Origin of the sequence: Klebsiella sp. 18074 (assembly GCF_902705905.1) — a bacterium.
GTDB lineage: Bacteria > Pseudomonadota > Gammaproteobacteria > Enterobacterales > Enterobacteriaceae > Klebsiella > Klebsiella terrigena.
Genome location: NZ_CACSIS010000006.1, coordinates 152,153 through 166,463 on the forward strand (window position 1 = coordinate 152,153; position 14,311 = coordinate 166,463).

Annotated in this window: 13 protein-coding genes and 2 pseudogenes; 4 read left to right on the forward strand and 11 right to left on the reverse strand. The window is 58.3% G+C overall.

Annotation, left to right across the window (positions count from 1 at the left end):
* Positions 1-9: 9 nt before the first annotated feature.
* The 4 genes from GVK32_RS08325 to cybB form a co-directional block, all read right to left on the reverse strand.
* Entirely contained in the window at positions 10-1,128 is a 1,119-nt protein-coding gene (locus GVK32_RS08325) for an S-(hydroxymethyl)glutathione dehydrogenase/class III alcohol dehydrogenase (RefSeq protein ID WP_159870183.1), read from the reverse strand.
* A 24-nt stretch (positions 1,129-1,152) separates the two neighbouring features.
* The gene (locus tag GVK32_RS08330) at positions 1,153-1,428 is read right to left on the reverse strand and encodes a metal/formaldehyde-sensitive transcriptional repressor (RefSeq protein ID WP_041147608.1); all 276 of its coding nucleotides are present in this window, start codon (positions 1,426-1,428) and stop codon (positions 1,153-1,155) included.
* Positions 1,429-1,532: 104 nt separating this feature from the next.
* Positions 1,533-2,006: a GNAT family N-acetyltransferase gene (locus GVK32_RS08335; RefSeq protein WP_159870186.1), complete on the reverse strand. Its 474-nt coding sequence runs from the start codon at positions 2,004-2,006 to the stop codon at positions 1,533-1,535.
* 108 nt (positions 2,007-2,114) lie between these two features.
* Positions 2,115-2,642: a cytochrome b561 gene (cybB, locus tag GVK32_RS08340; RefSeq protein ID WP_045855179.1), complete on the reverse strand. Its 528-nt coding sequence runs from the start codon at positions 2,640-2,642 to the stop codon at positions 2,115-2,117.
* Between the two features lie 387 nt (positions 2,643-3,029).
* Here cybB and GVK32_RS28870 point away from each other — a divergent pair.
* The 3 genes and pseudogenes from GVK32_RS28870 to GVK32_RS08350 all read left to right on the forward strand — a co-directional run.
* Positions 3,030-3,107, forward strand: a pseudogene (locus tag GVK32_RS28870) (SOS response-associated peptidase); the annotation flags it as partial.
* A 158-nt stretch (positions 3,108-3,265) separates the two neighbouring features.
* A pseudogene (locus GVK32_RS08345) lies at positions 3,266-3,876 on the forward strand (IS3 family transposase).
* A 93-nt stretch (positions 3,877-3,969) separates the two neighbouring features.
* Complete coding sequence (locus GVK32_RS08350) at positions 3,970-5,541, forward strand: sensor domain-containing diguanylate cyclase (RefSeq protein WP_159872900.1); 1,572 nt, start codon at positions 3,970-3,972, stop codon at positions 5,539-5,541.
* Between the two features lie 11 nt (positions 5,542-5,552).
* Here the strand turns inward: GVK32_RS08350 and GVK32_RS08355 are convergent, their stop codons facing one another.
* Together GVK32_RS08355 and GVK32_RS08360 are read right to left on the reverse strand one after the other, a co-directional pair.
* Complete coding sequence (locus GVK32_RS08355) at positions 5,553-5,939, reverse strand: hypothetical protein (RefSeq protein ID WP_159872902.1); 387 nt, start codon at positions 5,937-5,939, stop codon at positions 5,553-5,555.
* 56 nt (positions 5,940-5,995) lie between these two features.
* Positions 5,996-6,262 carry a hypothetical protein gene (locus GVK32_RS08360; RefSeq protein WP_227697826.1) on the reverse strand — a complete coding sequence of 89 codons (267 nt, stop codon included), beginning with the start codon at positions 6,260-6,262 and terminating at the stop codon, positions 5,996-5,998.
* A gap of 685 nt (positions 6,263-6,947) precedes the next feature.
* Here GVK32_RS08360 and gap point away from each other — a divergent pair.
* The gene (gene gap / locus GVK32_RS08365; RefSeq protein WP_159872906.1) at positions 6,948-7,946 is read left to right on the forward strand and encodes a type I glyceraldehyde-3-phosphate dehydrogenase; all 999 of its coding nucleotides are present in this window, start codon (positions 6,948-6,950) and stop codon (positions 7,944-7,946) included.
* 49 nt (positions 7,947-7,995) lie between these two features.
* Here gap and aldA read toward each other — a convergent pair whose 3' ends face one another.
* The 5 genes from aldA to astB form a co-directional block, all read right to left on the reverse strand.
* The gene (gene aldA, locus GVK32_RS08370; protein WP_159872908.1) at positions 7,996-9,435 is read right to left on the reverse strand and encodes an aldehyde dehydrogenase; all 1,440 of its coding nucleotides are present in this window, start codon (positions 9,433-9,435) and stop codon (positions 7,996-7,998) included.
* Positions 9,436-9,636: 201 nt separating this feature from the next.
* Positions 9,637-10,440 carry a YdcF family protein gene (locus tag GVK32_RS08375; RefSeq protein WP_159872910.1) on the reverse strand — a complete coding sequence of 268 codons (804 nt, stop codon included), beginning with the start codon at positions 10,438-10,440 and terminating at the stop codon, positions 9,637-9,639.
* 77 nt (positions 10,441-10,517) lie between these two features.
* The gene (locus GVK32_RS08380) at positions 10,518-11,954 is read right to left on the reverse strand and encodes an amino acid permease (RefSeq protein WP_159872912.1); all 1,437 of its coding nucleotides are present in this window, start codon (positions 11,952-11,954) and stop codon (positions 10,518-10,520) included.
* Positions 11,955-11,964: 10 nt separating this feature from the next.
* Entirely contained in the window at positions 11,965-12,960 is a 996-nt protein-coding gene (gene astE, locus GVK32_RS08385; protein WP_159872980.1) for a succinylglutamate desuccinylase, read from the reverse strand.
* A 10-nt stretch (positions 12,961-12,970) separates the two neighbouring features.
* A complete protein-coding gene (astB, locus tag GVK32_RS08390; protein WP_159872914.1) occupies positions 12,971-14,311 on the reverse strand; it encodes an N-succinylarginine dihydrolase in 1,341 nt (446 codons plus the stop codon).

Sequence of the window (14,311 nt, forward strand, 5' to 3'; positions counted from 1 at the left end):
ACCGAAAGATCAATTCTCGCCGAAATGAATCACGGTGCGAATGGATTTACCTTCATGCATCAGATCGAATGCTTCGTTGATCTGATCCAGCGGCATACGGTGGGTGATAAACGGGTCGAGGCGAATTTTGCCCGCCATCGCGTCTTCAACCATGCCCGGCAGCTGGGTGCGCCCCTTCACGCCGCCGAATGCGGAACCGCGCCATACGCGACCGGTTACCAGCTGGAACGGCCGGGTTTTAATCTCCTGGCCCGCACCGGCCACGCCGATAATCACGCTCTCGCCCCAGCCTTTATGGCAGCACTCCAGCGCCGAACGCATGACGTTGACGTTGCCGATACACTCAAAGCTGAAGTCCACGCCGCCGTCGGTCAGCTCAACGATGACGTCCTGTACCGGCTTTTCGTAATCACGCGGATTGATAAAGTCGGTTGCGCCCATCTCTTTAGCGAGGGTGAACTTATCCGGATTGGTATCAACCGCCAAAATACGCCCGGCTTTCGCCTGTACCGCGCCCTGAATCACCGCCAGACCGATGCCACCGAGGCCAAATACCGCCACCGTATCACCCTCTTTTACCTTCGCGGTGTTGTGAACCGCACCGATCCCGGTGGTCACGCCGCAGCCCAGCAGGCAGACTTTCTCCAGCGGCGCCTGAGGGTTAACTTTCGCCAGCGAAATCTCCGCACACACGGTGTATTCGCTGAAGGTGCTGGTGCCCATATAGTGATAAATCGGCTCGCCGTTGTAGGAAAAACGGGTGGTGCCATCCGGCATCAGGCCTTTGCCCTGGGTGGCGCGAACCGCCTGGCAGAGGTTGGTTTTGCCGGATTTACAGAATTTGCACTCGCCGCACTCGGCGGTGTACAGCGGAATAACGTGGTCGCCCGGCTGCAGGCTGGTCACCCCTTCGCCAACTTCAACGACAATGCCGCCTCCTTCATGCCCCAGCACCGCCGGGAACACGCCTTCCGGATCGTCGCCGGAAAGGGTAAAGGCATCGGTATGGCAGACGCCGGTGTGGGTGATTTTGACCAGCACTTCGCCTTTTTTCGGCGGCGCGACGTCAATCTCAACGATCTTCAGCGGCTGGCCCGGGCCAAACGCGACTGCTGCACGTGATTTCATAAGAGTCTCTTCCTTCGTCGTGATTTATTTTAAGTAGGATCGTAGCAGATGGCCAACTTCCGCCATTCTTATCGCTCTCTGGTCGGGGGTGGTTTCGCCGCTTACCAGCTCATCCTGGAGATGAATTTCCACCATCTCCCCCATCAAACCGTTGGTTGCGCCGCGAATTGAGGCAATCTGCTGCAGGATTGTCATACAGGACTCGCCGGACTCCAGCGCGCGCTCAAGCGCCTCGACCTGCCCGCGAATACGGCGCACGCGGCTCAGGGCGCGTTTTTTGTCTTCAGGTGAATGTGGCACGGTGACGCCCTCCATATCATATAGGGGGGTATACTATATTTAATTACGCCAGCTGGCAAATTGAAACGCCGCTTTAACCGTAGCACAGCGGCGCCGTTTTGGGCTCAGTTCAGCTCCAGCGCCATATCCACACAGCGCAAATCGGCGTTAGCCAGCTTTGATGGCAGCCATTTTTCACCGAGCGCGGCAAAGCCGTGACGCAGATAGAAACCGGCGGCGTTGGGCGTGGCTTCCAGAGTGATCCGCGTCAGCCCCCGGCGGCGCGCTTCGGCGATTATCGCCGTCACGATAAGCCCGGCGTAGCCCTTACCGAAGCACTCCGGGCGGGTAAAAATCGCCTCGACGCTGCCAGCACGCAGGTCGAGATAGCCGGTGGCGGCCGTTCGCCCGCCCTCCTCTTCAACCACGTAAAAGGGGTTGTCGCGCACCGCATGACGATAGCCTTCCGGCATCATCTCCGGCGTCCAGGCCCGCAGAACCTCAGCCTCATAGCTTTCACGACAGCCGTGGCGTATCGCCTGATTGCGGATCTCCCATAGCGTCGGCGCTTCGTCCGGCGCGGCAAGTCTGACTCTCATCTTTATCCCCTCTTCCTGTTGGTGCGATCAGATGTATCACAGTCTGCGGCAAAAGAGATAAAAAAAACCCGCACGAGGCGGGGTCTGAAGGTAGAGAGCCAACGGGCGCTAGCGCCTGCGCGGCATCATGCGCAGCAGCGTATTGTCTTTCCACAAATAGTGATGCATCAGCGCCGCCAGCGCATGGAGGCCAACGACAAAGTAGCCGGTATTCGCCAGCAGGCTGTGTACGCCCTTCAACGTGTCCACCAGCTCAAAATTACTTTGCGCCGCATAGGGCATCGTCAGGCCAAACGCATACCACGGGTTACCGCGGTTATACATCATGACCATGCCGACGATCGGCAAGGCGATAAACAGCAGATAGATAACCAGATGCCCGAGGTGCGCGAAGCCGGTCATCATCGGCGATGGCTTCGGCACAATCGGCGGTGCGGGCGACTTCAGACGCACCAGCAGTCGTACCACCATCAGTACGCAGATGGAAATGCCGCAGGAGACGTGGATCATATTAATCAGCGGCCGGTCGCTGCGGGGGAAAAAGCCCCGTAGCTCCATGGCGGCATAGGCACCAACCACTAATAAAAATACCAGCCAGTGGATGCCTATCTGCAGGCCGGAGTATTTATCGCGCATGGAAAACCCTTAACAAAACTGTGATTCCGACAACATAACGGCCTTTTATTAAAAATTCATTAACTTTTACGTACTTATAAGAAACAATCGCGGGGAATCATTCGTTTATTGGCAATACAAGGCGTTAGGTTGTGCAGCTAACGGACAATAGCGCACGTTTACGGCCTTTTTAACGCCCCAAAAATCGCCCCAACCCCCCCCTAAAATACGGCATGTTTTCTCCATTAAATTGACGCGTTCCAGGTAGGTTTTATGTTTGAACACAGAACTTCACTCGAAGTGAAATCACGATATTTATCCATCATCAGGCATGAACGTCTGTGCAACTCTCTTAGCCAGCCTATTTCCTCTACTTAAGGCGCATTCACATTTTACTGCGGGGAAATCATGTGTGGACGCTTTGCTCAATCACAAACCAGAGAGGAATATCTGGCTTATCTGGCAGAAGAGGCCGAGCGGGATATTTAGTGTATGGTCTGCCGATAATAATTACTTTGGATCAGCTGACAGAAGATGGTGATTGGCCTGGCTGGATTATTAGCGTGTATGAAGGTGTAGTGGATCGGTAATTCAGGACACCTCGAAATCCTGTTAATGTTAAAACAGTGAACATGAGGTGATGCATGATCAAAACTCGTCGGACTAAACGCACATTTTCCCCGGAGTTCAAACTCGAAGCTATCGAACAGGTTGTTAAATACCAGCGAGATGCACGGGAAGTTATCGCGCTAATCACACGGCTGAAAGCAAAGTGGCCTGTGCAGGTTCTTTGTCATTTATTCGGTATTCACCGTAGCGTTTATTACGCGCAGGTGAAGCATCCGGTTAATGTGCAAAGAATTGAATTGCGAAGCCGGGTGAGAGCATTCCATGCTCTCAGTCGTGGCGCTGCAGGGAGTCGGGCAATCAGCCAGATGTTACGCCAGAGTGGCGTTGATGCAGGCCGGTGGCTGGCGCGACGACTGATGCAGGAATGCGGGCTGACCAGTCACCAGCCTGTTAAACATCGCTACCGGGTAAATGCAGACAACATTCGCCGATGGAAAAAGTCTTTCGCAGCCTTAAAAGTGAATGGCTACCGAAAGGCGGCTATGGTGATTTTAGTCATGCAGTACGCGATATAAACCAGTGGATAAATGGTTATTACAACGTTTACCGTCCTCATACGAACAATGGTGGATTACCGCCTTGCGTGCATGAAGAAAAGTGGAAGCAGGTTATTCCGGTGTCCTGAATTTGAGATCCACTACAGAGCGGCAGAAGCGGCTTATGTTCTGCGCTAAAAAACTGATAAAATGCGCAAAATTTTTGAGATACGTGAAAACTTATGCCAGGAAAAAAACTGCATCTGCGCACTCTTATGCTGATGTTGTCCGTCGGAGGGATCCTGCTGACATCAATGTTGCTGCTCAGCGCCCTGACGCTTTTCCAGAAGGGCAATATAGAGAACCGGCTGCTTGAGAACAACCTCGCTTACGCCCGTAAGCTGGCGGATACCACCGACCGCTACCTGGTGACGGCGCAGCGGGAGCTCGCCTACAGCGCCGGACAAATAAAAACCCTTAACAACTCCCACCAGCTGCAAAATGAAGCTGACCGGCTGCGGCTGCAGTCCGGCTTTTTCAACTCGGTGGTTATCGTCAATTCCGACGCCGTTATTGCCGCCGCCTCCCCGGAGAGCCTCAAGCTGGTGGGAATAAAGCTGCACTCGAATGCCAGCCGACAGGCCATTACCTCAAAGAAGCTCTTTATCTCTGAACCTTTCATCTCGGCGGCGGGTAACTACGTGGTGTTTGTCTCTCAGCCATTATTTAGCCCCGGCGGCGACTATCTCGGCTATATCGGCGGCAGCATCTACCTGCAAAAAGAGAGCATGCTCAGTGATATTCTCAGCATGCATTTCTATGAAAATACGACGGACGTCAGCGTTATCGATAATGACGGAAAAATCATCTTTAATCGCAATCCGGCGCGCGTGGGAGGCGAGTTTAGCTCTACTCCAGGCCTGCAGGAGCAGATTATTAACGCGCAGAACGGCCACTTTTTTGGCGATGACAAAAGCACAGACAGCCTGGTGGGCTACGCCAGCCTGAAACAGGCCGACTGGAAGATTATCATCTCGGGGGCGTCGGAAAGCGTATCGCGTATATTAATGCAGACGGTGGTTAACGCCTTCTGGTTCACGCTCGCAATTATCATCCTTACGGTAACAACCGTAACGATTTTTGCCGCCATCATTTCGGCACCGCTGGAGAAACTCGCCGAATTCACCCGCGCGGAAAACAACGAGTCCACGCTCAAAAAGCTGGCCAACATTAACGTCTGGTATAAGGAAGCGGAGCGCCTTAAAGAGGCGTTCAGCCTACATCTGCAAGTAATGGCCCGGCGGGTCAACGCCCTCAGCGATGAAACGATGACGGACCCCCTTACCGGACTCTATAACCGCAAAGGGTTTAGCACCCTGCTAAAACAGTCCTCCCAGTCCGCCGAGCGCTGCGTCATTGCGATTGATATCGACCATTTCAAAAAGATTAACGATCTGCACGGCCATGACGGCGGGGACGCGGTGCTGGTCACGTTCAGCGAGAAGCTGCGCAACCTCTGCGCCGACGGGCAGGTTGCCTGCCGGTTTGGCGGCGAGGAGTTTGTCGTATTCCTCCCGGATGCCGGCCTGACCGCGGCGGCCGAAGTGGCGGAACGCATCCGGGTGGAGATCGAGAATGCCGATTTCCCCCACGCCGAAAGGGTGACCATCTCCCTCGGCGTTGCCGGGTTCAGCGATAGCGAAAACGACGTTTACAGCGTCCTGCGCAGAGCTGATTTGGCGCTCTATGAAGCCAAACGCTCCGGCCGCAACGCCGTGGTCATCGCCGATGCCGGAGGCTTTTCCCGCATCTGAACGGGCACGAATTACTGCGCAATGCAGGTGCCATAATGCTGAGAGCCGAAAATACCTCCCGGCATAACCGTATTGCGGCTATGCACCGAATCACCGCTGCGCGTCATTGTCGTCACGGTGACGTTGCCCACCTCTGAGGTTTCAATAAAGGACATGCCATCGACGCCATTAGGCACGATGGCTACCTCGGCCGAACCGACGTTTCCGGCGATATAGGCCTTATTCGTTCCGCTATCGATAATAAACGTAAATACCAGCGGATTTTTAGCCGCATGATTGCCGCTCTGGTCGCTATAGGTCGGATAAGAGCACTTAACCGACGTTGTTTTCGCCGCTGCCGCAAACGATATGCCACACAGCGCCAATGCGGCCAAAATACAGCCGCCCGATATATTCATTGCTCATCCCTTTTATTGATAACCCCACCCGCGGCGGATAAAGCGATCGTACCGCACTAATCAGCCGTCCGGCCGCGCCATTTCTTATGCGCTATGGCGATTTTTTCTGTCACAACCGAATCGACAACGCCCTCTTCAAATCTTCGCGCGTTGGCGAATGTTAAATCCTGTGCCGCCTTTTCTTCCTGCTCCCTCAATGACGGGGCGTTCAACGCCCCGCTCTTCAGCAGCCGCAGCTTTATTGCCAGCTGCCGTTTAGCCTCCGCTCTGTTACGGGGCGGGATCTTCAGCGCCTCGATATCCGCCTGAAGTTCAGGCTTCATGGGGGGCGTTTTTCCTGCCGCAATCAGCCGTCCGATCCTACGCTTTTTTGACATCGCTTTGATCCTTAATCAGCTTCGCGGACGCCATCTATTCAGATTATCCGAGATAATGCCCCTCCTGAGGCCCGCGACGCCAGGCCTAATTCATTCATCATGCAAATACATCCCTCAGCATTCACAGCCACCATCACACCGCCAACATATGGAATGATTAGCGCCCACTTTTCAGGAGGCGTTATGTCAGCTTACTCTTCATCTTTACCCCATTGCTCTGCTTGCAGCTCAGCGTTAACCGCGGCAATCCCCTGGGGAGATTTTCATATTTTAACCTGCCCCAATCATGGAACCTTCACCGTAACGGATACCGCCGTGGCCATGGCAAACGCCAGCCAGAAGCACAGAACCGCTCTGGCGCTAAAAGTGGCGGAAGGGAGCGGTGTGGGAAGCGCGGCGATGATTTGGTCAGGCGATCTGGAGAGCGCCTGAGCCCGGCAGGATCAGGCCCGCAAACCCGCTTTTAGCAGCCTGCTTGCGCCCTCTACGCGATGAGCAAACGCATTAATGTTTCTGTCGCGTTTTTTCAAAAGCTTAGCCGCCCGGTCGATTTTGCGGGTTGCCCAAACCGGCCGACTGGAGTATGCCTGTATGAGTTTTACCCTCTAACCGACTCACCAGGAGATTTTCCATGAGCAAGCTTGGAATTAATGGCTTTGGTCGTATCGGACGTCTGGTATTACGCCGTTTATTGGAAGTTAACAGCCCGCTGGAGGTCGTGGCCATTAACGACCTCACCTCACCAAAAGTGCTGGCCTATCTGCTAAAACATGACTCTAACTACGGTCCCTTTCCGTGGAGCGTGGACTTCACCGACGACGCCCTGATCGTTAACGGTAAGAGCATCACCGTCTACGCGGAGAAAGAGGCCCGGAACATTCCGTGGGAAAGCGCGGGCGCGGAGCTTATCGTTGAGTGCACCGGCTTCTATACCTCGACGGAAAAAGCCCAGGCCCACCTCAGCGCCGGGGCGAAAAAGGTCCTGATCTCCGCCCCCGCCGGGGAGATGAAAACCATCGTCTACAGCGTCAATGACGACACCCTCACCGCGGACGACACCATTATCTCCGTCGCCTCCTGCACCACCAACTGCCTGGCACCGATGGCGAAAGTGCTCCACGATGCGTTCGGCATCAGGCTCGGCACGATGACCACCATTCACGCCTACACCGGCACCCAGTCGCTGGTGGACGGCCCGCGCGGCAAGGATTTACGCGCCTCGCGCGCGGCGGCGGAAAACATCATCCCGCACACCACCGGGGCGGCGAAGGCGATTGGTCTGGTGATTCCCGAGCTCAGCGGCAGGCTGAAAGGCCACGCCCAGCGCGTGCCGACCAAAACCGGGTCGGTCACCGAGCTGGTGTCGATTCTTGAGAAAAAGGTCACCGCCGAAGAGGTCAATCAGGCGATGAAGAACGCGGCGGCGAATAATGAATCCTTCGGCTATACCGAAGAGGAGATCGTCTCGTCCGACGTGATTGGCAGCCATTTTGGTTCGATTTACGACGCCACCCAGCTTGAAATCGCCGAGGCCGGCGACGTTCAGCTGGTCAAAACCGTGGCGTGGTACGACAACGAATACGGCTTCGTCACCCAGCTCATCCGCGTGCTGGATAAGTTTGCAAAATAGGTTGTAACCGCAGCGGATAGCCCTCGGCTATCCGCTTTTCATCCGCGGCTCAGGCCTGCAAATAGACCACCTGGGTCTGCAGGTACTCGTTCAGACCGTGGCGGCCGTCGGCACCGCCGATACCCGATTTGCGCCAGCCCGCATGAAATCCCTGCATGGCTTCAAAGTTCTCGCGGTTAACGTAGGTTTCACCGAACTTCAGCCCCTTAATCGCCTTCATTGCCACGTTCAGGTCGCGCGTATAGATGGACGACGTCAGGCCGTAGTCGCTGTCGTTAGCCATCGCCAGCGCCTCCTCAAGCGTGTCAAACGCCACCACCGGCAGCACCGGGCCAAAGGTTTCTTCGTGGACAATATCCATATCCTGGCGCACGTCCAGCAGCAGCGTCGGCGGGTAAAAATAGCCGCGACCGCCGGTTGCTTTGCCGCCAAGCGCCAGGCGCGCGCCCTGAGCCAGCGCTTTGGCTACCTTCTGCTCGACCCGCTCCAGGGCGGCGGCGTTGATCAGCGGCCCCATGGCGATATCATCCCTCTGCGCCGGGTCGCCAAACTGCACCGCTTTCAGCGCTTCGCCGAGGCGGTTAACGAAGCGATCGTAGATCCCCTTCTGGACGTAAACGCGCTCGACGCAGTTGCATACCTGCCCGCTGTTAATCACCCGCGAATCGACGACCGCCCGCACCGCCAGCTCGAGGTCGGCGTCGTCCATCACAATCGCCGGCGCCTTGCCGCCCAGCTCGAGGGACACTTTGGTGATGTTTTTCGCCGCGGCGGCCATGATTTTTTCACCCGCGCCCACGCTTCCGGTCATGCTGACCATCGCCACTTTCGGGTTCGCCGCCAGCTCCTGACCAACGGTCTCCCCGCGGCCCAGCACGAGGTTAAACACCCCTTTCGGCAGGCCGATATCATCGACAATCTGCGCAAAAACGATGGCGTTATTGGGGGTGAACTCGCTCGGTTTGATCACCATCGTGTTGCCGGTCAGCAGCGCGGGGGCGAGCTTGCGGGCAATCAGGAAGAACGGGAAGTTCCACGGCAGAATGCCGGTGGTCACGCCGAGGGCGCGTTTGAACACGAGGATATTTTCACCGGGACGGTCGCTTTGCACGATTTCACCTTCGTAGCGCCGCGCCCACTCGGCCATATAGTCGAGATAATCGGCGGTAAAGGAGACCTCCACCGCCGCCAGCTGCTGAGTCTTCCCGCCCTCGGCAACGATAAGCGCCGCTATCTCCCCGGCACGCTCGCGGATCCCAGCGGCGATTTTACGCAGCCAGCCGGCGCGCTCGATAGCCGGCAGCGCCTCCCAGCCCGGCTGCGCGCGATCGGCGGCATCAATGGCCCGCCGCGCGTCTTCGGCGCTGCCGTCGGGAATGCGGGAGAGCAGCGCTTCGGTGGCGGGATTAAGCACGTCAATCCAGGCGTCGCCGCGCCCGGCAACAAACTGACCATCAATATACATCGGGTGCTGAACGGGTGCTGTCATAGCCTGCTCCTGTGGATTTATTGTTTTTAACAAGTGATTTATTTGTTAAAAATCTATCCGTAACGGGCAGCCGGAGCAGTCCATACGCGTGATTATGTGAATTACTTCATAGAATCTGGCCCGAAGCCCGGAAAAAACGTTACATTCAGGCAACACAAACTGCCCGTTTGCGGCAAATCCGGCGCAAACGGGCAAAAATCATCAGCCTAAGGTGCGATCCCCGAGGGCGCGGGTCAGGAGGCTATCTTCACGCAGCTGGCGCCACGCGCTGACAATCCGGGGAGGCGTATCAACGTGGGCAATAAAATCTTTGCCCAGCGGGCCGTATCCCAGGGGGCTGTCCTGCAGGCGCGGTAGCTCGCCAAGGAGTAGCGCCAGATAGCGCCCCACCGGCCATAGCCCCTGCGCTGCGCCGCTGAACTCGGGGCCCTGCTCCGCCGTATTGTGCAGCTGCGGCACGCAGCCCGGATAGCTGTACCAGCGTGGGAGCGGATCCTCTCCCTGCCAGACGCGGGCGAAGGTCGCCATCGTGCGCCGCTGCATGGTCGGGTCCTGGATAACCACCCCGACGCGGTGCGCCAGCCCCTCGGCCTCGAGCACATCGCGGGTAAAGCGCGCGTTCTCGCCGCAGTTGGTGGAGCGCGCTTCCGCCACGATCCGCCCGCGCGGTATGTGCCAGTACTGATGAGCGATATCGGCAAGGATATGCGCCTCGGCGCGCCCCTCAACCGGCAGCGAGCCATAGCGCGGGTCGTTGCGTACCGCCTCATAGAGGAACGACGTTGAATGGCCAATCCCGCCGCTTATCAGCAGCGGAACCCCGGCCTCGGCCGCCAGCCGACAGGCGGCATCAATGGTTGGGATCACCGCGTTGCCCGCCAGCACCACCACCTCAAACGGCGGCTTCTGCGCCAGCGCTGTAAAATCGTCCTGCGCCAGCCATGCGCCGACGAGGTTCGCTGCCGCCAGCGTATCGGCGGACAGCGCCGGGAAATTATCTGACATACCCTCTCCTTTTCAATTTGCGCGGCGACAAAGTCCCTCTTTATCGCCGCGCAGCCGATTAGGCCGATTGTATCCCGTCAGGCGTTAAGTTTCTCCAGCCGCGTTTGTCCTTCTCGCTTCTGCTTCATTTTCCAGCACAGCCACAGGGCGATAAACCACAGCGGCGTGGCGATCAGCGCCTTCAGGGTATCGGGGTCGAAGATCATGATAAAAATAGCGAAGGCAAAAAACAGCAGGCTAAGCCAGCTCATCGCCACGCCCGCCGGCATCTTAAAGGTCGAGCTTTCATGCAGGTCCGGGCGCTTTTGCCGATACACCAGGTAGGCCACGAGGATCATTCCCCAGCTGAAGACCACCATGATGGCCGCCAGCGTCGAGACGATGGTGAACAGGGTCATCACGTTCGGCACGAGGAACAGCAGCAGCGTGCCGCTGAGCATGCAGAAGCAGGAGAACAGCAGGCTGCGCACCGGAATGCGGGTGTGGCGCGACAGGATGCGGAACTGCCCGTGGGCGTGCTTCTCAACCGACAGGCCGTACAGCATGCGGGTGCTGGAGTAGACCCCGCTGTTGGCCGACGACATCGCCGAGGTCAGGGCCACAAAGTTAATCACCGCCGCGGCGGCGGGTAGGCCGGCTTTGGCAAACAGGGTCACGAACGGGCTGGTATCGGGCGATACGCCCGGCCACGAGGCCACGGCAATAATCACCACCATCGACAGCAGATAAAAAATGATGATCCGCAGCGGCAGCGCGTTGATCGCCTTAGGTAAAATCTTCTGCGGATCGCGGGTCTCGGCGGTCATCGTCCCGAGCAACTCAATCCCGGTGAAGGAGAAAATCGCTATCTGGAAGCCGGCCAGGAACCCGGTGACGCCGTGGGGCATAAAGACCGCCGGGTCGGTGATATGGTGCAGCGAGGCCTTCACGCCGTCCGGCGAGATCCAGCCGATGGCGATCATCCACGCGCCGGTCATAATCAGCGCGATAATCGTAATCACCTTGATCAACGCAAACCAGAATTCAGCTTCGCCAAACATCTTCACCGACAGCAAATTGAACAGGAACAGAATGCCGAGGGTGCTCAGGGCCGGCATCCACGCCGACATCTCGGGAAACCAGTACTGCATATAGCTGCCGCACACCACCACGTCAGCGATACAGGTCACCACCCAGCTCAGCCAGTAGGTCCAGCCGAGGTAAAAGCTCGCCTGCGGCCCCAGATAATCGCCGACGAAATCGGCAAAGGAGCGGTAATCCAGGCGGGTGAGCAGCACTTCGCCCATCGCCCGCATCACCATATAGGTAAAAAAGCCTACCAGCAGGTAAATCAGCAGGATCGAGGTGCCCGCCACCGCAATATTTCGTCCCGCCCCCATAAACAGGCCGGTACCGATAGCGCCGCCCAGCGCAATCATCTGAATGTGCCGGGCGCCAAGGCCGCGTTTGAGCTGCGACGGGCACTCCCCGTCGATGGCAGGATGCTCCTGCCCCTCACGTTGATGTTGAGTCATGTCGATTCCTTCAGAGAGGCAAAGAAAGGCATGGCGCGGCAGACTTCAGCAGCAAACCGGCGCGTTGCCCGCTTGCCACTCCCGCATTCGGAAACAGGATATAGGGAGCCTGAACATCGATAACCCACGTCTTCTCCGCCTGGCGGGCAACAACCTGCCCGGCAGCAAGCGCGGTGAAGTTTTCGATTTTGGGATCGAGGTGCAAGGTGAAGCGATCGTCGCCCTTGATGATGCTCTCCTGAACCACAAAATGGTGCATCGGCTCCTTAAGGCGTGAAGGCAGCGCCCCGTCGCCGATCGTCGCCCGCAGCGCCGCGTCGGCGGCGGCAAACAGGCTAAGATCGTTCTCACCAAAGGGCATCACCTTGCCCAGCTCGAGGGTCGCGCTTTCGGCGGCAAACGCCTCGCCGGTAAAGTGGGTGAAGGTCCCGCCGGGTTCGGTATGCCGCACCACCGCGTCCATACCGCTGGCAGCGAGCAGCCGATAAAACTCGGCGCTGTACTCCTCCTCCCGGGCGGGCAGAAGCGCAAACTGGCGGTAGCGCGAGCCGCGGATGGCGGTATGCAGATCGAGATGCGCTCTGCCGACGGGGCCATGCGCGTCGGCCGCCGTATAGAACGCCAGGGTCGCCGCCTCCAGCTCTGCCGCGCGTCGGGACTCGTTGCCCAGCGCAACGCGCAGATGACGCCCGCCGAACAGGCGGTTGAGGTCATTATGCAAATAGCGGCGAGAGGCGCGGATCGCCGGCAGGTTGCCGAAGACGATCAGCAGCGCCTGCGACAGCGGCTGCCGGCCCTGGCTAAGCGCATGCACAATCTCCAGCAGCAGCTCTATCGGCGCGGTTTCGTTGCCGTGGATCCCGGCCGAAACGATCGTCGCCTGCCGCCACGGCCTCTGCGGCAGCAACTGCAGCACGCCTTCCGCCAGCCAGCGCGCCTCGATTTCCGCGGGAAACGCCCACTCCGCCAGCCGGCAGTACAGCAAATCATTCACCTTGTTGTCCATTCCCGGCCCCTTAGCGCTGGAAGTCATAGATGCAGCCCAGGCGCAAAATCTGCGTCAGTTCATCAAGGGCCTGATAGACCTCGCTCAGGAGCTGCGGGTCGGCCAGGTCGCGGGCGTGGAGGCGATCGCGGTAGTGCTTCTCGACCCACTGCGTGAGCTGCAGATAGCGCGCGTCGTCCATCAGGCTGTGCGGATTCACCGTCGCCAGCTCGGCGTGGTTCAGCACCACCCGCAGGCGCAGGCAGGCCGGGCCGCCGCCGTTGCGCATGCTTTCGCGCAGATCGAATACCGCCAGCTCGTCGATCGGCGAGGCGCTGTCGCTCACCAGCCCGCTCAGGTAGTGCCAGACGTTATCGCGCTGGCGGCACTCTTCCGGCACCACGATCAGCATTTTGCCGTCCGGCTTGCTCAGCAGCTGGCTGTTGAACAGGTACGAGGCAACGGCGTCATTGAGCCCCACCTGCGCCTGCGGAACCTCGACGCTGACAAACGGAATATCCAGGCGGGCCGCTTTTTCCCGCAGGGTCTCCAGCAGCGCCTGCTGCTGCACAAAAGCCTGCTGATGGTGGAACAGCACGTGGCGATTGCTCACCGCAATGACGTCGTTATGGAACACGCCGCCGTCGATGGCCGCCGGGTCCTGCTGGGCAAAGACGGTATATTCCGGGTTCAGCCGATGCAGCCTCGCCACCGCCTGGCTCGCCTCCAGGGTCTGACGCGCCGGATATTTTTGCGGGGCCACGCCGCCGCTGGCTCGCCTGCCGTAGACAAACAGCTGCAGCCCCTGACGGCCGTAGTCGTAGCAGAAGCGGTTGTGGTTTGCCGCGCCTTCATCACCCAGATCGCCGTGCTGAGCGAGGGCATGGTGATGGACGAAATAGCTCTCGTCGGCAAAGGTCGCGCGTAAAATCGCCGCGGTGGTGGGCGCTTCCTGGGAGCGGTGCAGCTTATTGGTCAGGTTGGCGACCGTAAAGTGCAGCCTGCCGTCGGCGCTGTCGGCGGATGGCGATACCGTTGCCGCGTTGGCGGTCCACATCGATGACGCGGAGCTAAAAGCCGAGAGCAGATGCGGCGCGTCGGCGGCGGCACGGGTAATCACCTGCTCATCGCTGCCGTAAAAGCCCAGACCGCGCAGGGCGGCGATATTCGGCCGCGGCTGCGGCGGTAAAATCCCCTGAATAAAACCCCTGTCGGCGAGGGCCTTCATTTTGCATAAGCCCTGCAGCGCCGCTTTCTTCGGGTTGGATACGCCGTCGCGGTTATTTTGCGAGGCTTCGTTACCGACCGACAGCCCGGCGTAGTGGTGCGTTGGCCCAACCAGGCCGTCAAAATTAGCTTCAAAACCAGACAT

Bases quoted from the DNA above. Each gene is read 5' to 3' on its own strand.
- GVK32_RS08325 (WP_159870183.1), bottom strand. From the start codon at position 1,128: ATGAAATCACGTGCAGCAGTCGCGTTTGGCCCGGGCCAGCCGCTGAAG.
- GVK32_RS08335 (WP_159870186.1), bottom strand. From the start codon at position 2,006: ATGAGAGTCAGACTTGCCGCGCCGGACGAAGCGCCGACGCTATGGGAG.
- cybB (WP_045855179.1), bottom strand. From the start codon at position 2,642: ATGCGCGATAAATACTCCGGCCTGCAGATAGGCATCCACTGGCTGGTA.
- GVK32_RS08350 (WP_159872900.1), top strand. From the start codon at position 3,970: ATGCCAGGAAAAAAACTGCATCTGCGCACTCTTATGCTGATGTTGTCC.
- GVK32_RS08355 (WP_159872902.1), bottom strand. From the start codon at position 5,939: ATGAATATATCGGGCGGCTGTATTTTGGCCGCATTGGCGCTGTGTGGC.
- GVK32_RS08360 (WP_227697826.1), bottom strand. From the start codon at position 6,262: ATGAAGCCTGAACTTCAGGCGGATATCGAGGCGCTGAAGATCCCGCCC.
- gap (WP_159872906.1), top strand. From the start codon at position 6,948: ATGAGCAAGCTTGGAATTAATGGCTTTGGTCGTATCGGACGTCTGGTA.
- aldA (WP_159872908.1), bottom strand. From the start codon at position 9,435: ATGACAGCACCCGTTCAGCACCCGATGTATATTGATGGTCAGTTTGTT.
- GVK32_RS08375 (WP_159872910.1), bottom strand. From the start codon at position 10,440: ATGTCAGATAATTTCCCGGCGCTGTCCGCCGATACGCTGGCGGCAGCG.
- GVK32_RS08380 (WP_159872912.1), bottom strand. From the start codon at position 11,954: ATGACTCAACATCAACGTGAGGGGCAGGAGCATCCTGCCATCGACGGG.
- astE (WP_159872980.1), bottom strand. From the start codon at position 12,960: ATGGACAACAAGGTGAATGATTTGCTGTACTGCCGGCTGGCGGAGTGG.
- astB (WP_159872914.1), bottom strand. From the start codon at position 14,311: ATGTCTGGTTTTGAAGCTAATTTTGACGGCCTGGTTGGGCCAACGCAC.